Annotated in this window: 16 protein-coding genes and 1 pseudogene; 10 read left to right on the forward strand and 7 right to left on the reverse strand. The window is 72.5% G+C overall.

Going from position 1 to position 20334, the window contains the following annotated elements; translation table 11 throughout:
• The 3 genes and pseudogenes from ACIBH1_RS24810 to ACIBH1_RS24820 form a co-directional block, all read right to left on the reverse strand.
• Window positions 1–355, reverse strand: a pseudogene (locus ACIBH1_RS24810) (hypothetical protein); the annotation flags it as partial.
• Between the two features lie 36 nt (window positions 356–391).
• Window positions 392–1279 (reverse strand): lytic murein transglycosylase, encoded by an 888-nt coding sequence (locus ACIBH1_RS24815; RefSeq protein ID WP_397316276.1) that lies wholly within the window; start codon window positions 1277–1279, stop codon window positions 392–394.
• Window positions 1280–1324: 45 nt separating this feature from the next.
• Window positions 1325–1819, reverse strand: a complete 495-nt coding sequence (locus ACIBH1_RS24820) for a nucleotidyltransferase domain-containing protein (RefSeq protein WP_397316277.1) — start codon at window positions 1817–1819, stop codon at window positions 1325–1327.
• A gap of 132 nt (window positions 1820–1951) precedes the next feature.
• Between ACIBH1_RS24820 and ACIBH1_RS24825 the strand changes: the two genes are divergently transcribed.
• Genes ACIBH1_RS24825 through ACIBH1_RS24835 form a run of 3 tightly spaced genes read left to right on the forward strand, consistent with a single transcriptional unit; the run spans window position 1952 to window position 5213 of the window.
• Window positions 1952–2884, forward strand: coding sequence for an LD-carboxypeptidase (locus ACIBH1_RS24825; protein WP_397316278.1), 933 nt, complete (start codon window positions 1952–1954; stop codon window positions 2882–2884).
• Entirely contained in the window at window positions 2881–4404 is a 1524-nt protein-coding gene (locus ACIBH1_RS24830; protein ID WP_397316279.1) for an amidohydrolase family protein, read from the forward strand. The genes ACIBH1_RS24825 and ACIBH1_RS24830 overlap by 4 nt, the downstream gene beginning before the upstream one ends.
• The gene (locus tag ACIBH1_RS24835; protein ID WP_397316280.1) at window positions 4401–5213 is read left to right on the forward strand and encodes a serine hydrolase; all 813 of its coding nucleotides are present in this window, start codon (window positions 4401–4403) and stop codon (window positions 5211–5213) included. The genes ACIBH1_RS24830 and ACIBH1_RS24835 overlap by 4 nt, the downstream gene beginning before the upstream one ends.
• On the opposite strand, the gene ACIBH1_RS24840 is transcribed toward ACIBH1_RS24835, so the two are convergent.
• The gene (locus ACIBH1_RS24840) at window positions 5188–6120 is read right to left on the reverse strand and encodes a LysR family transcriptional regulator (RefSeq protein ID WP_397316281.1); all 933 of its coding nucleotides are present in this window, start codon (window positions 6118–6120) and stop codon (window positions 5188–5190) included. The genes ACIBH1_RS24835 and ACIBH1_RS24840 overlap by 26 nt on opposite strands.
• Before the next feature lie 67 nt (window positions 6121–6187).
• On the opposite strand from ACIBH1_RS24840, the gene ACIBH1_RS24845 reads away from it, so the two are divergent.
• Genes ACIBH1_RS24845 through ACIBH1_RS24855 form a run of 3 tightly spaced genes read left to right on the forward strand, consistent with a single transcriptional unit; the run spans window position 6188 to window position 9589 of the window.
• Complete coding sequence (locus tag ACIBH1_RS24845; protein WP_397316282.1) at window positions 6188–7009, forward strand: enoyl-CoA hydratase-related protein; 822 nt, start codon at window positions 6188–6190, stop codon at window positions 7007–7009.
• A 59-nt stretch (window positions 7010–7068) separates the two neighbouring features.
• Window positions 7069–8358, forward strand: a complete 1290-nt coding sequence (locus ACIBH1_RS24850) for a glutamine synthetase family protein (RefSeq protein ID WP_397316283.1) — start codon at window positions 7069–7071, stop codon at window positions 8356–8358.
• On the forward strand, window positions 8336–9589 hold the full coding sequence (locus tag ACIBH1_RS24855; RefSeq protein WP_397316284.1) for a cytochrome P450: 1254 nt from the start codon (window positions 8336–8338) through the stop codon (window positions 9587–9589). The genes ACIBH1_RS24850 and ACIBH1_RS24855 overlap by 23 nt, the downstream gene beginning before the upstream one ends.
• Here ACIBH1_RS24855 and ACIBH1_RS24860 read toward each other — a convergent pair.
• On the reverse strand, window positions 9510–10007 hold the full coding sequence (locus ACIBH1_RS24860) for a MarR family winged helix-turn-helix transcriptional regulator (protein ID WP_397316285.1): 498 nt from the start codon (window positions 10005–10007) through the stop codon (window positions 9510–9512). The genes ACIBH1_RS24855 and ACIBH1_RS24860 overlap by 80 nt on opposite strands.
• Window positions 10008–10051: 44 nt before the next feature.
• Between ACIBH1_RS24860 and ACIBH1_RS24865 the strand changes: the two genes are divergently transcribed.
• From ACIBH1_RS24865 to ACIBH1_RS24880, 4 genes are read left to right on the forward strand one after another with little or no spacing between them, the layout of a single operon-like run.
• Complete coding sequence (locus ACIBH1_RS24865; protein WP_397316286.1) at window positions 10052–10951, forward strand: LLM class flavin-dependent oxidoreductase; 900 nt, start codon at window positions 10052–10054, stop codon at window positions 10949–10951.
• A complete protein-coding gene (locus ACIBH1_RS24870; RefSeq protein ID WP_397316287.1) occupies window positions 10942–11730 on the forward strand; it encodes an SDR family NAD(P)-dependent oxidoreductase in 789 nt (262 codons plus the stop codon). Before ACIBH1_RS24865 ends, ACIBH1_RS24870 begins: the two co-directional genes overlap by 10 nt.
• Before the next feature lie 40 nt (window positions 11731–11770).
• The gene (locus ACIBH1_RS24875; protein WP_397316288.1) at window positions 11771–13003 is read left to right on the forward strand and encodes a cryptochrome/photolyase family protein; all 1233 of its coding nucleotides are present in this window, start codon (window positions 11771–11773) and stop codon (window positions 13001–13003) included.
• A 35-nt stretch (window positions 13004–13038) separates the two neighbouring features.
• On the forward strand, window positions 13039–13512 hold the full coding sequence (locus tag ACIBH1_RS24880) for a TspO/MBR family protein (RefSeq protein ID WP_397316289.1): 474 nt from the start codon (window positions 13039–13041) through the stop codon (window positions 13510–13512).
• Here the strand turns inward: ACIBH1_RS24880 and ACIBH1_RS24885 are convergent.
• Both ACIBH1_RS24885 and ACIBH1_RS24890 read right to left on the reverse strand, forming a co-directional pair.
• Window positions 13509–16007, reverse strand: a complete 2499-nt coding sequence (locus tag ACIBH1_RS24885; protein ID WP_397316290.1) for a SpoIIE family protein phosphatase — start codon at window positions 16005–16007, stop codon at window positions 13509–13511. The two genes, ACIBH1_RS24880 and ACIBH1_RS24885, sit on opposite strands and share 4 nt — an antisense overlap.
• Window positions 16004–20233: a HAMP domain-containing protein gene (locus tag ACIBH1_RS24890; RefSeq protein ID WP_397316291.1), complete on the reverse strand. Its 4230-nt coding sequence runs from the start codon at window positions 20231–20233 to the stop codon at window positions 16004–16006. Before ACIBH1_RS24890 ends, ACIBH1_RS24885 begins: the two co-directional genes overlap by 4 nt.
• Window positions 20234–20334 lie beyond the last annotated feature (101 nt).

A 20334-nucleotide genomic window follows, 5' to 3' on the forward strand; every position in this document is an offset into this window, starting at 1 on the left:
CCGCGCGCGTGGCGGTGTCGGCGCCGCGCAGGTCCGCGTAGCGTGCCGTGACGGGGCCGAGCCCGAGGCGCTCGCCCACCAGCCGCGCCAGCTCGGCCGCGTCGTCGGCCTTCACCTGCGCCTCGAAGGCCCTGGCCCGGGTGATGGTGAACGTCGACTGCCCGAAGCGGGCGGGGAAGCCCAGCCGCGCGGCCGTGCGGTCCTTGTCGACGCCGGCGGCGTCGAGCACCGCGCGCCGGTCGCAGCCGGGGTTGGCGGCCAGCGCGGCGATGCTGCGCGCGTTGTGGTCGACGGGCGCGGCGTCGCCCCTGAGGGAAGCGAGCAGGTCAGCGGGCAGGTCAGCGGGCACGGTCACAGATCTTGAGCGTAGCGGCCCGCCAGGAGTGCCGTCCTACTTTCCCGGGCCGGTCATGCGCACGTCGCCCTTGGACGACAGCACGAACACCTGCCAGTTGTAGTAGGCGTAGTAGACCTCCGGGTCGCGCTGGATGGCGGCGGCGTGTGCGAGGACCGCGTCGACGTAGCGGTCGTCGTGGTTGTAGTGCCAGATCGCCTTGCGGTAGTTGCGCGGCGCCCCGGTGGCCTTGAGGTAGTTGGCCGCGGCCATGATGGCGTCGCGGGCGTCGTGCACGTCGCCGCCCATGCCGTACGCCTTCCACGTGCCCGGCATGAACTGCATCGGCCCCTGCGCCCCGGTGGAGCTGGAGGAGGTGATGCGGCCGAACTTCGTCTCCACCAGGATGATCGCCGCCAGCACCTGCCAGTCGACGCCGAACCGCTTCTCGGCGGCGACCATGTGGTCGCGCAGCCGCTTGGCGGGCAGCGGGTCGACGAACTTGAGCTTCCTGCGCTGCGCGGCGGTGATGGGATGGGCCATCGACAGCAGCTTGGAGACGGCGGTGACGCTGTCGCGCGCCTCGGCCCGCAGCGCCTTGGGCAGCTTGGCGATGGTCGCCGTGGCCAGCTTCGAGCTGCGTGCCATGGTCCGGTAGGCGCGCTGCTGGTGCAGGGCGAGCAGTTGCAGCTCCTGCGAGGGCTCGGAGCTCTTGTCCCACGCGTCGAGGGCGGCGTGCAGGCGCGGCGTGGTCTGCTTCAGCGCGGCGGCCAGCTTGCCGGGGTCGGTGGGGATGCGCACGTCCGCCGCGGGCGCGACCGGCGAGGATTCGGGCACGGGAATCGGGGTGGTGCTGGTCAGCGGGGTGGCGGGCCGGGGCGCCGCGGCCACTCCGCCGCATCCGGTGAGCAGGAGGGCCGCCAGGGATGCCGTGACCAGTTTCATGCCGCCTTACGGTAGCGGAGGATGACTTGCCCGGTTCCGCAAGTGTCAGGAATCGCCGTAGACCGCGCGCAGCGCCGCCATGTCGAGCAGGTCGCGCTCGCGCGGCTCGTAGCCGGAGTGGAAGTGCCGCTGCTGGGCCGCCGACAGGCACGGCACGCGGGCGCCGTGGACCGCGCCCTCCACGAAGCAGTCAGCCGGGTAGCGGAAGGTGCCGCCCGCGTCGTCGGCGGGCTGCAGGGCCGAGCCGTCGGCCTGGAAGGTCAGCGGGTGCAGGTCGATCTCGTGGCCGGCCTCGCCGCGCATCACGAAGCGCGCCGGGCGTCCAGGCACGATGTCGAAGACCTCGCGATAGCCGATGCGGCCGAGCGTCTCCATCACGACGGGCTCCTGCTCGGAGCGGTGCATGAGGTCGAGGTCACCGTGGTCGCGCGTCACGCGGCCCAGCAGGGCGTCGACGCCCCAGCCTCCGCCCACCCACACCTGGCAGCCCGCGGCACGCAGAAGGGCCAGGACCCGCAACACCTCGGCAGTCTCGAACACGGCGCACACCCTGCCAGAACCGCCGATCACGCGTCGAAAGTTTTTCGGCCGAGCGGCGAAGATTTGCGTGCTCAGGCACATAAGCATGCACATCGCTTGGGGTGGAAGATCGGGACTCGTCATCATCAGGGCATGACAGGCTTTCGACGTCCGCGTGCGCTCCGTCCCGGTGACCGGGTGGCGGTGGTGAGCGGCAGCAGCCCGGCCGACCAGGCCAACCTCGAGGCAGGACTGCGCGCGATGGAGCAGGTCGGGCTCAAGCCCGACGTGTTCGCCTCCGCCCGCGAGCTGGGCGTCGACTACGACTACCTGGCGGGCGACGACCGGCTGCGCGCCGCCGACCTGACCCACGCCCTGGCCGACCCCACCTACGCCGGGCTCTTCCTGGCCTGCGGGGGGTACGGCATGCAGCGCACCCTGGAGCTGCTCGACTGGGGCAGGATCGACCCGGCCCGCCCCAAGGTCGTGGTGGGCTACTCCGACGTGACCGCGCTGCTGGAGGCGATCGCCGTCAAGCTCGGCTGGGTGTCGCTGTTCGGCCCCATGGTCGCCTGCAACGGCTTCCACCAGGGGCCGGGGCGCTTCGACTTCGACACCCTCATGACCCTGCTGTTCACCCCCGCCGAGGTCGGCGGGCTGACCTTCCTCGACGCGCGCGCCATCGTGCCGGGCGTGGCCGAGGGCGTCACCCTCGGCGGCACCGCCACCCTGCTGGCCGCCTCCATCGGCACCGACACGAGCCTGCCGGCGCGCGGCGGCATCCTGTTCCTGGAGGACGTCGACGAGAAGCTGTTCCGCCTGGACCGGATCATCACCCAGTTGCGGCGCTCCACCTACACCGACGGGGTCGCGGCGATCCTGCTGGGCACCTTCACCGACTGCGGCGAGCCGCGCGAGGTCGAGCGCCTGCTCGTCGACCGGCTCAGCGACCTGGGCGTGCCGGTGCTCGCCGGCGCCGACATCGGGCACGGCATCGCGCAGCAGACCTACCCGATCGGCGTGCGCGCCCGCCTCGACACCGGCACGGGCACCCTGACCTTCCTCGAACCGGTGCTGTCGCCGTGACCTTCGACCTGCTGCTGCGCGGCGCACTGCTCGCCGACGGGACCGGGACGCCGCTGCGCGCGGCCGACGTCGGCGCCGCCCGCGGCAGGCTCACCGTGCTGCCGCCCGGCGAGCCCGCCCCGGCGGCCGTCACCCGCGACGTGACCGGCCTGGTGGTCGCGCCCGGCTTCATCGACGTGCACACCCACTCCGACGACGTCGCCCTGCTCGAACCGCCGGACGACAGGCTCGCCCACGCCGCGGTACGACAGGGCGTCACGGTCGAGATCTGCGGCAACTGCGGCAGCAGCCTCTTCCCCACGCCGCGTTTCCCGGACTTCGAGGCCTTCGCGAAGGCCCACGCCGAGGCGCCGCGCGCCAACCACCTCGCCTCCCTGTCCGGCCACGGCACCCTGCGCGCCGCCGTCGTCGGCCTCGCCGACCGCCCCGCCACGGCCGGCGAGCTCGACCGCATGCGCGCCATCCTCGACGCCGACCTGCGCGCCGGGGCCACGGGCCTGTCGACAGGCCTCATCTACACCCCCGGCACCTACGCGGGCACCGGCGAGGTGACCGCCCTGGCCGAGATCGCTGCACGGTACGGCAAGCCGTACGTCACCCACCTGCGTGACGAGATGGCAGGCGTCGAGGAGGCGCTGGAGGAGGCCGTCGAGATCGCCCGCCGCAGCGGCGCGGCCCTGCACGTCTCCCACCACAAGAGCGCGGGACGCCACGCCTGGGGACGCACCGCGCGCACCCTGGCCCGCATGGCCGAGCTGCGCGCGGACGGCATGGACGTCACCTGCGACGTCTACCCCTACACCGCGGGCAGCACCTCCCTGTCGGCCATGCTGCCGCCGTGGGCAGGCGAGGGCGGCTTCGCGGCGCTCCAGGCCCGGCTGGCCGACCCCGCCCAGCGCGAGCGCATGCGCGCCGCCATCGCCGCGGGCGTGCCGGGATGGGAGAACACGGTCGGCAACGGCGGCTGGGACCGCGTCTCGGTCGCCTGCGCGCCCCACCTGCCGGCCGTCGAGGGCAGCCGCATCGCCGACCTGGCCCACGCCAGCGCCCAGGACCCGCTCGACGTGGTGGCCGACCTGCTGGCCGGGGGAGAGGTCACGATCATCAGCCACTCCATGCGCGAGGACGACGTGCGGCGGGTGCTGTCCTGGGAGCACACGATGATCGGGTCGGACGGGGTGCCCAGGCCCGGCCGACCGCACCCGCGATGGGCCGGCACGTTCGCCCGCGTGCTCGGGCACTACTCTCGTGAGCTGCGGGTGTTGTCGCTGGAGGAGGCGGTGCGCAGGATGACGGGACTGGCCGCCGCCCGCTTCGGGCTCCGGGGGCGCGGCGTCGTGCGCGACGGGGCCCACGCCGACCTCGTGGTGTTCGACCCTGCGAGGGTGGCAGACCGCGCCGGGTACGGCTCGCCGCTGCTGCCGCCCGACGGGGTCGAGCTGGTCGTGGTGGCGGGCGAGATCGTGGTCTCCGGCGGCGCCGTCACCGGGGCACGTCCGGGAAGGCCGCTGCGCGCATGACCGTCCGTAGTGACGAGATCGCCGGCCTGGCCGCCCGCTGCCCCGGCACCCTGGCCGTCGCCGTGACCGGCCCGGACGGCGACGCCCGCCTGGGCGTGCACGCCGACACCGAGCTGCCCCTGGCCAGCGTGGGCAAGCTGCTCCTGCTCGCCGAGACCGCCCGCCGCATCGACTCCGGCGCCCTCGACCCCGCCGAGATCGTCGAAGTGCTCCCCGGCGAGCGCTGCTCCGGCTCCGGCCTGCTCACCGCCCTGTCCCAGGCCTCGTGGAGCGTCGCCGACCTGGCGCTGCTCACCGCCGCGGTCAGCGACAACACCGCCACCAACGCCCTGCTCCGCCGCGTCGGCCTCGACGAGGTCAACGCGGGCGCCCGCGCCCTCGGCCTGCCGGCGACCCGCCTGCTCGACCGCGTCCGCGAGCCGCGCCTCCCCGAGCACCCGCCCGCCTTCGCCCTGGGCACCGCCGCCGAGCTGGCCCGCCTGGCCGCCCTGGTCACCCGCGAGGAGGGATGGGCCCGGCTGATGCTCTCGTGGATGGCCGCCAACACCGACAGGAGCCTGGCCCCCGCCCTGGTGCCGCACGACCCCGAGTCGCGCGAGCGCCCCGCGCGCCGGCGTCCTGGCACGGTCTGGGTGGCCAACAAGACGGGCACCGACACCGGCACCCGCGCCGACGCGGGCGTCATGATCGGCCATGACGCGACCGTCGCCTACGCCGTGATCGCCCACGGACCGGCCGGGCGCGAGCACGACCTCGTGCGGGCCGTACGGCAGGCAGGACACCTCATCGCCCGGCCGCTCCTGCCGTAGCCCCCGCGACCCCCGTGATCACGGCCTCGCGCAAGCAGGCGATGAAGGCGCGCACGGCGGGATTGGGGTTCGTGGGCCGCACCGCCACCCCGATCCGCCGGTGCAGCCGTTCCCCGCGGACCGGCCTCAACTCGACGCCCGTGGCCCCCTGAACCCCGAGGCCGGGCACCAGCGCGACGCCGAGCCCCGCTCGCACCAGCCCGATCGTCACCTCGTAGTGGTCGCTGCGGCACCTGATGCGCGGCGTGAACCCCTCCAGGGCGGCCGCGCGTTCCAGCACCGACAACACAGGCGTCCCGGTCCCGTAGGTGGTGATCCAGGGTTCGGCGGCCAGGTCCGCCAGCCGCAGCCGGTCCCGCCGGGCCGCCGGGTGGCCGGGGGGAAGCACCACGAGCTGCGGCTCGTCGAACAGCGGCACCACCTCGACCCCGACCGGCGCCTGCCACGGATCCAGCGGGTGCTCGAACACCACGAGCAGGTCGATGTCGCCGCGCTCCAGCGCGGGCAGCAGCTCGTGCGGCTGCCCCTCCTCCAGGTCGAGCTCGACGCCCGGATGGCGGCCGGCGAAGCGCCCCAGGGCGGTGGGCAGCAGGCGATACCCGGCCGAGGCGAAGAAGCCGATGCTCAGCTGCCCGGAGTCGGCCCTGGCCTGCGCGAGGAGATCCTTCTCCGCCGCCCGCAGCAGGTCGAGCACCTCCTGGGCGCGGCCGGCCAGCCGCCGCCCCGCGGTGGTCAGCCGCAGGCTCTGCGCGCCCCGCTCGACCAGGCCCACGCCGGTCTCCTGCTCCAGCCGGGCCAGCTGGTGGGAGACGGCCGAGGGCGACAGCCGCAGCTCGCGCGCCGCGCCCGCGATGCTCCCGGCGCGGTGGACCTCCAGCAGGACGCGCAGACGGTGGGTTGCCAGCATGCGCCAGACGCTAGCGTCAAGGCCCGGGCCGCTTGACGGCGGCCATGGCCGAATATAGTTCTGGCGCATGGACGAGATCGAGTACGCGGTGGCCGACCGGATCGCCACGATCACGCTGAGCCGCGAGAGCCGCCTCAACGCCTTCACCCTGCAGATGCGTGACGAGCTCATCGCCGCCTTCGACCAGGCCGACGCCGACGACGACGTGCGCGCCGTGGTGGTCACCGGCAAGGGCCGCGGCTTCTGCGCCGGAGCCGACCTGGGCGGCGGTGGCGGCACCTTCTCCTCGGCCAGGAGCGAGCCGCAGCGCGACGGCGGCGGCATGGTCGCCCTGCGCATCGCCGCCTCTCTCAAGCCGGTCATCGCCGCGATCAACGGCCCCGCCGTCGGCGTCGGCGTCACCATGACGCTCCCGATGGACGTGCGCCTGGCGGGGGAGAGCGCCCGCTTCGGCTTCGTGTTCGCCCGCCGCGGCATCGTCACCGAGGCCGCCTCCAGCTGGTTCCTGCCCCGCCTGGTGGGCATCTCGCAGGCGATGGAGTGGGCCGCGACCGGCAGGGTGTTCGGCGCGGACGAGGCGCTGCGCGGCAGGCTCGTCTCCCGCGTCGTGCCCGACGCCGAGCTGCTCCCCGCCGCCTACGAGCTGGCCCGCGAGATCGCCGACAACACCTCGGGCGTCTCGGTGGCGACGATCAGGCGGCTGATGTGGGCGGGCCTGTCGTGGTCGTCGCCCTGGCAGGCGCACGAGGCCGACTCGGCGCTCATGCACGTGCTCGGCCGGGCGCCCGACGCCGCCGAGGGCGTCACCGCCTTCCTCGACAAGCGGCCCGCCGACTTCCCGATGGCCGTCTCCAAGGACCTGCCGGAGTCGCTGCCGCAATGGCCGTGACCGTCTTGTCGGCCCTGAACTCCCGGCGTATTGTTTGCGCCCAAACGAGAGGAGCTCAGGTGACCGTCGAGCGATTACGGCAGGCGGGCGTCGACATCGTGCGGATCTGCTACTCCGACCTGATCGGTGTCGAGCGTGGCAAGGACGTCTTCCTCGACCGCCTCCCCGAGCACGGCCTGACCTTCTGCCAGGCGGTCTACTACACCTCGCCGCAGGCCGACGTCGTGCCGGTGCCTGGCGGGCTGGACCGAGGCCTGCCGGACATCGTCGTCAAGCCCGACCTCGCCACCCTGGCCGTCCTGCCGTGGCAGGAGGGCGTGGCGCACTGCCTGGCCGACGCCTACTGGCCCGACGGCCGCCCCTTCCCCGAGGACCCGCGCCAGGTGCTGCGCGGCGCCGTCGCCCGCCTGGGAGAGCTCGGCCTCACCGCCGTCGCCGGGCCGGAACTCGAATACTTCCTGATCAACCCCGACGGCACCCGCTACGACGGCGGGCCGGGCAACGTCTACGTCGTCGGCAACAAGGGCGACCAGGGCGGCCACCTGATCGCGACGATGCGCGCCCTGAAGTGGCTCGGCGTGACGATGGGCTGCCACGAGTTCTCACCCGGTCAGTTCGAGATCAACCTCACCCACTCCGAGGCCCTCGACGCCGCCGACCGCGCCTTCCGCCTCAAGAGCGCCGTCAAGGAACTGGCCAGGCGCGACGGGCTGAACGCCACCTTCATGGCCAGGCCCTTCAACGACGAGGGCGGCTCCGGCTTCCACGTGCACCTGTCGTGCCTCGACGACGAAGGCCGCAACGTCTTCGACGACCCCGCCTCGCCGTACGGGCTGAGCCGGACGGCGCGGCACGCGATCGGCGGCGTGATCGCCCACGCGCCCGCGCTGGCGGCGCTGCTCAACCCGACGATCAACTCCTACAAGCGGTTCGGCCCCGACACCCTGGCGCCGTGGCTGAACGACTGGGGCCTCGACAACCGCAGCGCGATGATCCGCATCCCGCCGGAGCGCGGCGACGCCGCCCGGCTGGAGGTGCGCCTCGGCGACGCCTCCGCCAACCCCTACCTCGGCATCGCCGCCCTGCTGGCCGCCGTCTACCTGGGCATCCGCGACAAGGCCGAGCCGCCGGAGCCGCTGGAGGGCTACGGCTACGACCCGGAGCGCTCGCCGACGCTGCCGATGACGCTCCCGGCCGCGCTCGACGCCTTCGAGGCCGACGCCGAGCTGGCCGAGGTGCTGGGCAAGGAGTTCACCGCCGCCTTCCTGTCCTACAAGCGCGACGAGGCCGAGCGCTTCTCCCGGCACGTGACCGATTGGGAGCTCCGTGAGTACGCCTACCATCTGTGACCTGTCGGATCCCGGCAACTTCCTCGACGGGGTCACCCCATGGCGCGCCTTCGACGAGCTGCGCGCCCACGACCCCCTGCACTGGCAGGACGAGGGCGCGCACGGGCGCGGCTTCTGGTCGCTGACCAGGCACGCCGACATCGTCAGGGTCAGCGCGGACCCGGTCACCTTCACCTCCGACAAGTTCACGAACCTGGAGGAGGTGGACGAGCAGCAGGCCGCCCGGCGGCGCTCCATGCTGGAGACCGACGGCCCGCGCCACCGCGAGCTGCGCCGCCTGCTGATCCGCGACTTCACCGCACGCGCCGTCGCGGGCTACGAGACGTTCCTGCGCGGCCTGGTCGGCCTCACCCTCGACCGGCTGAAGGAGCCGTCGTTCGACTTCGTCGAGGCGGTCGCCGCGGACTTCCCGATCAACGTGCTGGCCCGCATGCTCGACGTGCCCGACACCCAGCAGCTGATCGACTGGGGCAACGCGATCATCGAGAACACCGACCCGCAGAAGCTGGCGAGCAACGAGGCCTACCGCGACCTGCCCTTCCGCAGCCCGGCCGCGCAGGAGGTCTTCGAGTACGGCAGGCGCCTGGCCGCCCAGCGCCGCGGCGGCGACGGCACCGACCTGGTCAGCAAGCTGGCCCGCGAGCTCGACGGCCGCGACTTCGACAACTACTTCCTGCTGCTCGTCGTGGCCGGCAACGAGACCACCCGCCACGCCATCTCGCACAGCATGGTGGCGCTGATGGAGCACCCCGAGCAGCGCGAGCTGTTCCTGGAGCATCCCGGCACCGGCGTGGAGGAGTGCCTGCGCTGGGCCTCCCCGGTCTACCACTTCCGGCGCACCGCCACCCGCGACGTGGAGATGCACGGCAAGCGCATCCGCGCCGGGGACAAGGTGGTCATGTGGTTCGCCTCCGGCAACCGCGACGAGCGGGTCTTCGCCGAGCCGTACCGCTTCGACGTCACCCGCGCCGACAACGACCACCTGACCTTCGGCAAGGGCGGACCCCACTACTGCCTGGGCGCCAGCCTGGCCAAGCTGGAGCTGCGCGTGCTGTTCGAGGAGCTGCTGCCGCGCCTGCCCGACCTGGCGCCCGCGGGCCCGGTGCGCAGGGTGCGCTCCAACTTCATCCACGGCATCGCCGAGCTGCCGGTCAGGCGCGCTCCAGGTGCTGCAGGACCAGGCGCAGCGAGCCGGCCAGCTCCCGCCGCTGCTCGCCCGTCAGCTCCTTGACGACGAAGGCCTCCTGCCGGTTGAAGTCGGGGAACAGCTCGCGCATCAGCCGCTCGCCCGTCGCGGTCAGCGCGACCATGACGCGGCGCCTGTCGGTCGGGTGCGGGGAGCGGCGCAGATGCCGGTAGGACTCCAGCGTCTTGATCACTCCGGTGAGCGTGCCCTTGGAGATGCCCGCCTCGGCCGCGACGTGCCGGGTCTCGCTCTCGCCCCAGATCCACACCACCCACATGACCACGAACCCCGTCCAGGTCAGGCCGGTGTCGCGCAGGACCGTCTGCTCCAGGTGGTTGCGGATGGCGGCGGAGGCGCGGTAGATGTTCGACACCGCCCACATGGCCTCGAAGTCGAGGTTCAGCGAGCCGAGGCGCTCGCCGATCGCCTCTTCCGTCTGGCGCATGGTGTGGTGGCCGGTCATGAAGCGTCATTATATTCGGTCCCGAACGATCGCCGGGAGAGACGTTGACGCCGCGCATGCAGCTGGTGTTGTCGGAGAACTGGACCATGACCGCGGGCCGCGACCTGCCCGCGCTGGTGCGCTGGGCGCGCGAGGCGGAGGACGCCGGGTTCGACTCGGTCATGGTCAGCGAGCACGTGGTGCTCGGGCCCGACGCGGGCGCGCTCGGGCGCATGGCCAACCCCCGCGAATACGCCCTGCCCGGCAACCAGGACCCGTTCACGCCGTGGCCGCACTCGCTGACCCTGCTGGCGGCGATCTCCTCGGTCACCACGTCGTTGCGCCTGGCCGCCGCGGCGGTGCTGGCACCGCTGCGGCACCCGCTCGTGCTCGCCCGCGAGCTGAGCACGCTCGACCTGCTCTCGCGGGGACGGCTCATCGTGCTGCCGACGGTCAGCTGGAGCCGCGACGAGTACGCGGCGCTCGGCGTGCCGTTCGAGGAGCGCGGCGCCCTGCTGGAGGAGCACCTGGAGATCTGGGAGCTGCTGTGGCGCGAGTCGCCGGTCAGCTACCACGGCAGGCACTACCGCTTCGACGAGGTCTACTTCGAGCCCAAGGCGCACCGGCCGGACGGGCCCGTGCTCTGGTTCGGCGGCGCGCGGGTGACCGACCGGCTCGTCAGGAGGCTGACCAGGTGGGGGAGCGGCTTCAATCCCCTCGGGTACCCGCCCGACCTCTCGCGGCTGGCCGGGCTCGACCTCGAGCTCGTCGGCGGCACCCGCGCGAGGTTCCCCGACGCCTCTTCGTGCGCGCCGCTCGGCCCCGCCCTCGAGCACCTCCCCGAGCGCATGGCCCAGGGCTACAGCACCTTCTGCGTCAAACCCTCGCAGTTCATCGACGATCCGGACCGAGTGGGCGCGTTCTGCCGCGAGGTGATGCGCCGGGTGGAGGCACTATGCGGTTAGCGGGCAAGGTCGCCCTGATCACGGGCGCGGGCACGGGCATCGGGGCGGCCACCGCGGAACGTTTCGCCGCCGAGGGCGCGCGGGTGGTGCTCGCGGGACGGCGCGAGCAGCCCCTGGAGGAGGTGGCCGCGCGCATCGGTCCTGACGCGGCCCTGGCGACCCCGGCCGACATGGCCGACCCCGCCCAGGCCCGCGCCGCCGTCCTGGCCGGGCTCGACCGGTTCGGCCGGCTCGACGTGGTCGTGGCCAACGCGGGCGGGCATGGCGCCGAGGCGGTCGCCGACACCAGCGACGAGTCGTGGCGGCTGGCGCTCGACGCCAACCTCAACACCTGCTTCGTCACCTGCCGCGAGACGCTGCCCGCGCTCATGCGGCAGGGCGGATCCATCGTGGTCGTGTCGTCCATCGCGGGGCTGGCCGCCGCCCCCGCCATCTCCGGATATGTCACCACCAAGCACGCGCTGGTCGGCCTGACCCGCTCCATCGCCCGCGACTACGGCCGCCACGGCGTGCGCGCCAACTGCCTGTGCCCCGGCTGGGTGCGCACCCCGATGGCCGACGAGGAGATGGACCAGCTCGCCGGCCTCACCCGCGAGGAGGCCTACGCCCTGGTCACCAAGGACGTCCCGCTCGGCCGCCCCGCCACCGCCGAGGAGATCGCCCCCATCTGCCTGTTCCTGGCGAGCGACGACAGCGCCGTCATGACCGGCTCGGTGATCGTGGCCGACGGCGGCGCGACCGCCGTGGACCTGCCCACCCTGGCCTTCGACTCACCGTGACGATGCAACCACCCGGGGTTCTGATACGAATACCCCGGTGATGGACACCGTCATTGTGCTGTTCAACCGTGACCTGCGCGTTCACGACCACCCCGCGCTGGCCGCCGCGTGCGAGCGCGCGAGCCGGGTCGTGCCGCTGTTCGTGCTCGACCCCTCCGTGCCGGCGGGCCGGCGCGCCGCCTTTCTCGGCGAGTGCCTGCGTGACCTGCGCGAGAGCCTGCGCGAGCGCGGGGGAGAGCTGTTCGTCCGCCAGGGCGAGACCGTCGCCGAGACGATGCGCCTGGCCCGCGAGACCGGGGCCACGGCCGTCCACGTCAGCGCCGACGTCAGCGCCCTGGCCCGCTCACGCCAGCGGCGCCTGGCAGACGAGCGGGTCGCGCTGCGGCGATTCCCCGGGGTCACGGTCGTCCCTCCCGACCTGCTCCAGCCGTCGGGAGGCGGCGATCACTACAAGGTCTTCACGCCCTACTGGCGCGCCTGGAGCCAGGCGCCGCGCCGGGCCGTGGCCAAGCCGCCGAAACGGGTGAGCGTGCCGGAGGGCCTGGCGCCGGGCGACATCCCGGACGCCGAGCCGTACGGGATCATGAGCGGCGGCGAGCAGGCCGCGCGCGCCCGGCTCGACGCCTGGATCAAGGAGGGCCTGCACGACTACGAGGACGGCCACGACGACCTGGCGGGCGCACGCACCTCACGCCTCAGCCCCTACCTGCACTTCGGCTGCCTGTCACCGCTGGAGACCGCCGTCCGGTGCGACCTGGAGGCCTTCACCCGCCAGCTGTGCTGGCGCGACTTCCACCACCAGGTCACCTTCGCCTTCCCCGAGCTGCCCCGCCGCGACTACCGCCCGCGCGGGCACACCTGGCGCGCCGACGCCGGCGCCCTGCGGGCCTGGAAGGACGGGCTCACCGGCGTCCCGATCGTCGACGCGGGCATGCGGCAGCTGGCCGCCGAGGGCTTCATGCACAACCGGGCCCGCATGATCACCGCCGCCTACCTGGTCAAGGAGCTGAAGATCGACTGGCGCGAGGGCGCGGCCCACTTCTTCGAGCTCCTCCTCGACGCCGACGTGGCCAACAACTCGGGCAACTGGCAGTGGATCGCCGGCACCGGCAACGACACCCGGCCCAACCGCAGCTTCAACTACCTGCGCCAGGCCCGCCGCTTCGACCCCGAGGGCGACTACGTGCGCCGCTACGTCCCCGAGCTGGCCGGACTGCCCGCGCCGGCCGTCCACGAACCCACCGGCGTCCGCGGCTACCCGATGCCGCTGTGAGTTACCCGCGATCCAGGAAGGGCAGCGCAGAGAACATGGTCATCACACACTCCCACCGCCGCTGGGCGGTGCTGCCGGTGTTCGTCGTCGCGGTGGCGCTGGTCGCCGTGGTGGGCTCGCTCGCCTCGATCAACGCCGGCCAGGAGTACCTGGCGCTGGAGCGGCCCGCGTGGGCGCCGCCGCAGTGGCTGTTCGGCCCCGCCTGGACCGTCCTGTACGTCCTGATCGCGATCGCCGGCTGGCTCGCCTGGTCGGCGCGCGGGTGGACGCCCGCCATGACCGTCTACGCCGTGCAGCTGGTCCTGAACGCCGCCTGGACCCCGCTGTTCTTCGCCGCGGGCCAGTACGGCCTGGCCTTCGCCGAGATCGTGCTGCTGTGGATCACGATCGCGGTCAACCTCGCCCTGTTCTGGCGCATCCGGCGAAGCGCGGCCCTGCTGCTGGTGCCGTACCTGCTGTGGGTCACCTACGCCGGCGCGCTCAACCTGGCGATCTGGCAGCTCAACTAGTTCAGCCGCACCCCGATCAGGCAGGTGTCGTCGTCGGTGTCCGAACGGTTGTGGGCCAGCAGGTAGTCGAGCCGCTCGCCCAGCGTGACGTGGCTGCGGCTGGCCGAGCGCAGCAACTGCTCCTGCGTGAAGGCCAGCGTGCGGTCGGTGCGCTCGATCAGGCCGTCGGTGTACATCAGCAGCGTGTCCTCGCGCCGCAGCTCCGCCACGCCCTCTTCGTACTCCGCCTCGCTGACCGCGCCGAGCAGGATGCCGCCGATGAGCGGCAGCTCCGTCGCCACGTCGTCGCGCACCAGGATCGGCGGCAGGTGACCGGCCCGCGCCCAGCGCAGGACCCTGGTGTGCGGGTCGTACAGCGCGCACACGGCCGTCGCCGTCAGGTTCTCGATCATCTGGTGCGCCACCAGGTTCAGCCACGCCATCAGCTGGCCCGGCCCCGCCCCGGTGACGGCCAGGCCGCGCAGCGCGTTGCGCAGCACCACCATGCCGGTCGCCGCCTCGATGCCGTGACCGGCCACGTCGCCCACCGAGAAAAGGATCTTCTTCGACGGCAGCACGACCGTGTCGTACCAGTCGCCGCCGACCATCGCCCCGGCCTCCGCCGGCCGGTACCTGACGCCGATCTGCAGGTCGAAGGCGTCGAGCGTGGGACGGCTCGGCGGCATGATCGCGTGCTGCAGCTGCAGGGTCAGCTTGTCGCGCTCGGCCGCCTGCTGCTCGGTCTGGGCCAGCTGGTCACGCGTGACCGCCAGCGCCACCTCGGTCCAGTGCTGGGCGGAGATGTCCTGGTAGGCGCCGCGCACCGTGAGCAGCAGATCGTGGTCGTCGAAGACCGGCTCGGCCACCACCCTGATGTGGCGGGCGATCCCGTCGGCGCGCCGCAGCCGGAACGCGCAGGAGGCGGGCCGCCGGTGGTTGAGCAGCGTCTGCAGGAACCGCCCCACGGCGTCGGCGTCGTCGGGGTGGGCGTGCTCGGCCAGCCGCTCGATCGGCACCGGCGAGGCGGGCGGGGTCAGCCCGTACAGGTCGAACAGCTGGGCGTTCCAGACCACGTCGCCGGTCAGCGCGTCCTGCTCGAACGCCCCCACCCGGCCCAGGCGCTGGGCGTGCTGGAGCAGGCTGGCCAGGCGCGTCGTCTCGTCGAGCACCCGCCAGATCAGCAGCACCCGGTCCCGCTGGCGGACCAGGCTCAGCCGGATCGGCGTCGTCAGCGGCACCTCGTCGACCAGCGTCGTCAGGGGCAGCCGCTCGGCGCGGAACGGCTCGCCCGTCGAATACACGTGGGCGACCTTCTCGAACAGGCCGCCCGCGCCCGCCGCCATCGGGTACGTCTCCAGCAGCAGCGCGCCGGAGACCTCCCCGCGCGGGCGCCCTGCGGGGTCGGCGAACTCCGGGTTGGCGTGCACGATGCGGAAGTCGACCGGCACGCCGTCGGGGCCCAGGTGCGGCTCCAGCAGCAGCGCGGGATCGTGCAGCCCGTCGGCCATGTCGATGAGCTCGGCGTGCGCGTCGGAGCCCGCGCACGTGCCCTCTGACGGCTCCATCGTGCGCGCGCACAGCTCGGCCAGCGCCTCCAGCTGCCGCCTGACGGCCGCGGGCTGCGGCTCCAGCGGCTGCGGCCACCCGACCTCCAGCACGCCCACCAGGCGGCCGACCATGCCCGCGGGCACCGTCACCCGGCCACCGCCCAGCTCGCGCCCGATCGACGGCAGGTTCGAGTCGGCCAGGCTCGGGATCGACAGCGTGGCCCGCTCGGTCAGCGCGCGGCGCGCCGGGGTGACCACCCCGGGCGGCACGTAGTGCCAGCGCCTGGCCTCCTCGGCACTGAACCCGGCATAGGCGGCCAGCCGCAGCGAGGCGTCGGGGCCCACCGCCCACACGGCCACCGCGGTCGCGCCGAGCGGGGTGAGCGCGTGCTCCAGCAGCGAGGTGGCCACGGCCTGGGTGTCGGCGGCGTGCGCCATGCGATGCTCGGCGGTGCGCAGCCGTACGGCGGAGCTGACGACCCCGGGCGCGGCGATGCGCGGCAGAGGGAGCGTGTCGCTGTTGGCCGACACCTCCAGAAGGCTCGCATGCGGGAAGTCGCCGTTGGCCACCCACCCGCCGACGAGCCCGTCCGCATACCTGCCCGCGTGCCCGTCCGCGTTCTCGTCCGCATGCCCGCCGTCGTGCCCGCCTGCATGGCCAGCGTCGTGCCTGCCGCCCTGCCGTACGGCTTGCGCCACGAGGTCGCCCGCGGCCTCGGCGAGCCGGTCGTGCGCCGCCTGGTTGATCAGGTCGGCGGCCAGCTCCAGCTCCGAGACGCCCGCCCGCGACGCCAGCGCGGCCAGCTGCCCCGCCGCCTCCGTGGGCCCGCAGCCCAGCCGCTCGACGAGGATGCCTCGCGCCAGCGCGATCAGCGCCCGCCCGTCGGCCTCCTCCTCCGCCTCGTGGACCTGCCTGCGCAACCGCTCGATGATGCCGGCCAGGCGGCCCAGCCCGTCGCTCGCGCTCACGCGTTGATCCACAGCTGGATGCGCTGGATGAGATGGTCGGAGTCCACCGGTTTCGTCACGTAGTCACTCGCCCCCGACGCCAGCGCCTTCTCCTGGTCACCCGGCATCGCCTTGGCCGTCACCGCGATGATCGGCAGCTCGACGTACTGCGGCATCGCCCTGATCGTGGCCGTGGCGGTGTAGCCGTCCATCTCCGGCATCATCACGTCCATCAGCACGATGTCGACCTCGGGATGGGCCACCAGCGCGTCGATGCCCTTGCGACCGTCCTCGGCGTGCAGCACCTGCATGCCGTGCACCTCCAGGATGCTGGTCAGCGCGAACAGGTTGCGCGCGTCATCGTCGACGACCAGCACCGTGCGCCCGGCCAGGCCCTCCCCGGCCGTCCACTGGGCAGGCTCGCTCACGTGCTCGGGCCTGACCAGCGGCAGCACGTCCTGCGGCTGCTCGGCCGTCAGGTGGAGGGTGATGCGCTCGCGCAGCTCGTCGAGGCTGACCAGCAGCTCCAGGGGCTGGCCGGCGCTGATCCCGCGCAGGCTCTCCTCGTGCTGCGGGTCCATGCGCCAGTTGTTGTACGCCAGCACGGGCACCGCGTTCAGCGCCGGATCGCCGCTGATCGCCTCCAGGAACCCGTAGGCCGCCCGCCCCGGCATGTCGAGGTCGAGCACGATGCAGTGGCAGGCCTTGGCCGCCAGCGTGGCCGCGGCCTCCTGCGGGCCCGCGGCGGTGACGACCTCGATGGTGTCGCCCAGGTCGCGCCGCAGCAGATCGCCCACGACGCTCTCGGCCACCAGCGACAGCAGGCCGCGCGGCCGCTCCTCGACCACCAGCAGCCGGCGCGAGGACGTGTGGCGCGGCGAGGGCTGCTCCTCCTGCTCCTCGGCGGCCTGCTCCTGCTGGGGCGCGTCCTCGAAGTCGGGCCGGGCGATCGGCAGGTAGAGGGTGAAGGTGCTGCCGCCGTCGAGGGTGCTCTCGGCGGTGATGGCGCCGCCGAGCAGGTAGGCCAGCTCGCGGCTGATCGACAGGCCCAGGCCGGTGCCGCCGTAGCGGCGGCTGGTGGTGCCGTCGGCCTGCTGGAAGGCGCCGAAGATGGCGTCGAGCTGCTGCTCGGGGATGCCGATGCCGGTGTCGACGACGCGGAAGGCGATCGCCGCGCCGTGCGGGCGCACCCACGTCGGCAGCTCCTGCTGCTGGGCGGGCTCGATGCGCAACTCCACGCTGCCGGTCTCGGTGAACTTGACCGCGTTCGACAGCAGGTTGCGCAGCACCTGGCGCAGCCGGGCGTCGTCGGTGACGAGGTCGAGCGGCAGCCCCGGTGCGGAGGTGATGAGGAAGTCGAGGCTCTTCTGCGTGGTCATCGGCCGGAAGGTGGCCTCGACGTAGTCGAGCAGGGCCCGCAGCGGCACCCGCTCGGGGTTGACGTCCATCTTGCCCGCCTCGACCTTCGACAGGTCGAGGATGTCGTTGATGAGCTGCAGCAGGTCGCTGCCGGCCGAGTGGATGATGCTGGCGTACTCCACCTGCTTGGGCGTCAGGTTGCGGGTGTGGTTCTGCGCCAGCAGCTGGGCCAGGATGAGCAGCGAGTTGAGGGGGGTGCGCAGCTCGTGGCTCATGTTGGCCAGGAACTCGCTCTTGTACTTGGAGGCCAGCGCCAGCTGCCGCGCCCGCTCCTCCAGCTCCTGCCTGGCCTGCTCGATCTCGAGGTTCTTGGTCTCGATGTCGCGGTTCTGCGCCGCCAGCAGCTCGGCCTTCTCCTCCAGCTCGTCGTTGGAGCGCTGCAGCTCCTCCTGCTGGCTCTGCAGCTCCTCCGAGCGGGCCTGCAGCTCGGAGGCCAGGCGCTGCGACTCGGCCAGCAGCTCGTCGGTGCGGGCGTTGGCGATGATGGTGTTGACGTTGACGCCGATGGTCTCCATCAGCTGGTCGAGGAAGGTGCGGTGCACCTGGGTGAAGGCGTGGACCGCGGCCAGCTCGATGACGCCGAGCACCTGCTCCTCGGCGACGATCGGCAGCACGATCAGCGAGGCCGGGGCGGCCTGGCCCAGCGCCGACGAGACCGTCACGTAGCCGGGCGGCACCTCGTCGACCGCGATGGTGCGCTTGGCGCGGGCGGCCTGGCCCACCAGCGACTGGCCGAGCTTGAAGCGCCGCGACGGCTCGCCGGGGTAGCCGTAGGCGCCGACCAGGCGCAGCTCGTCGTCCTCGGCCAGGAAGAAGGCGCCGTACTGCGCGCGCACCAGCGGGGCCAGCTCGTTCATGACGAGCTCGGCCACCGTCTCCAGGTCGCGGTGTCCCTGCATGAGGCCGGACATGCGCGCCAGGTTGGTCTTGAGCCAGTCCTGCTCCTGGTTGGCCCTGGTGGTCTCGCGCAGCGACTTCACCATCGAGTTGATGTTGTCCTTGAGCTCGGCGACCTCGCCGGAGGCGTCGACGGTGATGGAGCGGGTCAGGTCGCCCGAGGTCACCGCGCTGGTCACCTCGGCGATGGCCCGCACCTGGCGGGTGAGGTTGCCGGCCAGCTCGTTGACGTTCTCCGTCAGCCGCTTCCAGGTGCCCGAGACGCCCTCGACCTCGGCCTGGCCGCCCAGCCTGCCCTCGCTGCCGACCTCGCGGGCCACGCGGGTGACCTCCGCGGCGAAGGAGGAGAGCTGGTCGACCATCGTGTTGATGGTCTCCTTCAGCTCCAGGATCTCGCCCCGGGCGACGACGTCGATCTTGCGGGTCAGGTCGCCGCGCGCCACGGCGGTGGTGACCTGGGCGATGGAGCGCACCTGGTTGGTCAGGTTGTCGGCCATCGAGTTGACGTTGTCGGTGAGGTCCTTCCAGGTCCCGGCCACGTTCTTGACCCGGGCCTGGCCGCCGAGCTGACCTTCGGTGCCGACCTCGCGGGCGACTCGGGTGACCTCGTCGGCGAAGGCGCTCAGCGTGTCGACCATCGTGTTGATGGTCTGGGCGAGCGCCGCGACCTCGCCCTTGGCCTCGACGGTGATCTTCTGCGACAGGTCGCCCTTGGCGACCGCGGTGGCCACCTGGGCGATGGAGCGCACCTGGCCGGTCAGATTCGAGGCCATGAAGTTGACGTTGTCGGTGAGGTCCTTCCAGGTGCCCGACACGCCGCGCACGGTCGCCTGGCCGCCGAGCTGGCCCTCGGTGCCGACCTCGCGGGCGACTCGGGTGACCTCGTCGGCGAAGGCGGACAGCTGGTCGACCATCGTGTTGATGGTCTCCTTCAGCTCCAGGATCTCGCCGCGCGCGTCGACGCGGATCTTCTGGGTCAGGTCGCCCTTGGCGACCGCGGTGGTGACCTCGGCGATGGAGCGCACCTGGGCGGTCAGGTTGTCGGCCATGACGTTGACCGACTCGGTGAGGTCCTTCCAGGTGCCGGAGACGCCCTTGACGTCGGCTTGGCCGCCCAGGCGGCCGTCGGTGCCGACCTCGCGGGCGACGCGGGTGACCTCGTCGGCGAACGACGACAGCTGGTCGACCATCGTGTTCAGGGTGTTCTTGAGCTCCAGGATCTCGCCGCGCGCGCTGACGGTGATCTTCTGCGACAGGTCGCCACGCGCCACCGCGGTGGCCACCTGGGAGATGTTGCGCACCTGGTCGGTGAGGTTGCCGGCCATGTAGTTCACCGAGTCGGTCAGGTCGCGCCAGGTGCCGGCCACGCCCTTCACGTCGGCCTGGCCGCCCAGCTGGCCCTCGGTGCCGACCTCGCGGGCCACGCGGGTGACCTCCGCGGCGAAGGAGGACAGCTGGTCTACCATCGTGTTGACGGTGTTCTTCAGCTCCAGGATCTCGCCGCGCGCGTCGACCGTGATCTTCTGCGACAGGTCGCCCTTGGCGACCGCGGTGGTGACCTCGGCGATGGAGCGCACCTGGCCGGTGAGGTTTCCCGCCATGGCGTTCACCGACTCGGTCAGGTCCTTCCAGGTTCCCGACACACCCGGGACCTGAGCCTGGCCGCCGAGACGTCCTTCGGTGCCCACCTCGCGGGCCACGCGGGTTACTTCCGAGGTGAACAGGGCAAGTTGGTCAACCATGCCGTTGAAGACTGTCGCGATCTCGCCGAGCAGGCCATCGGTGTCTCCGGGTAGCCTCGTGCCGAAATCGCCGTCACGCACCGCTGTGAGTCCCGCGAGCAACTGGCGAAGGTCCTGTTCGCCGACGCTTCTGTCGACCACGCGCGTGCTTGTCACCTTGGCACCCATGTTCTTCAGTATCGTTGCCATACGGCAAATACGTAGGCGGAAGACGCTATCTCGCGCGATCGATGATCGGCAAACCGAGATTAGTTGCTATGGTGCAACAACCTGTTCGCGTACTAGGGAAG

Source organism: Nonomuraea sp. NPDC050663 (assembly GCF_044456985.1).
In the GTDB taxonomy this organism is placed as follows: domain Bacteria; phylum Actinomycetota; class Actinomycetes; order Streptosporangiales; family Streptosporangiaceae; genus Nonomuraea.

Bases quoted from the DNA above. Each gene is read 5' to 3' on its own strand.
- ACIBH1_RS24815 (WP_397316276.1), bottom strand. From the start codon at position 1,279: ATGAAACTGGTCACGGCATCCCTGGCGGCCCTCCTGCTCACCGGATGC.
- ACIBH1_RS24825 (WP_397316278.1), top strand. From the start codon at position 1,952: ATGACAGGCTTTCGACGTCCGCGTGCGCTCCGTCCCGGTGACCGGGTG.
- ACIBH1_RS24835 (WP_397316280.1), top strand. From the start codon at position 4,401: ATGACCGTCCGTAGTGACGAGATCGCCGGCCTGGCCGCCCGCTGCCCC.
- ACIBH1_RS24840 (WP_397316281.1), bottom strand. From the start codon at position 6,120: ATGCTGGCAACCCACCGTCTGCGCGTCCTGCTGGAGGTCCACCGCGCC.
- ACIBH1_RS24845 (WP_397316282.1), top strand. From the start codon at position 6,188: ATGGACGAGATCGAGTACGCGGTGGCCGACCGGATCGCCACGATCACG.
- ACIBH1_RS24860 (WP_397316285.1), bottom strand. From the start codon at position 10,007: ATGACCGGCCACCACACCATGCGCCAGACGGAAGAGGCGATCGGCGAG.
- ACIBH1_RS24870 (WP_397316287.1), top strand. From the start codon at position 10,942: ATGCGGTTAGCGGGCAAGGTCGCCCTGATCACGGGCGCGGGCACGGGC.
- ACIBH1_RS24875 (WP_397316288.1), top strand. From the start codon at position 11,771: ATGGACACCGTCATTGTGCTGTTCAACCGTGACCTGCGCGTTCACGAC.
- ACIBH1_RS24880 (WP_397316289.1), top strand. From the start codon at position 13,039: ATGGTCATCACACACTCCCACCGCCGCTGGGCGGTGCTGCCGGTGTTC.
- ACIBH1_RS24890 (WP_397316291.1), bottom strand. From the start codon at position 20,233: ATGGCAACGATACTGAAGAACATGGGTGCCAAGGTGACAAGCACGCGC.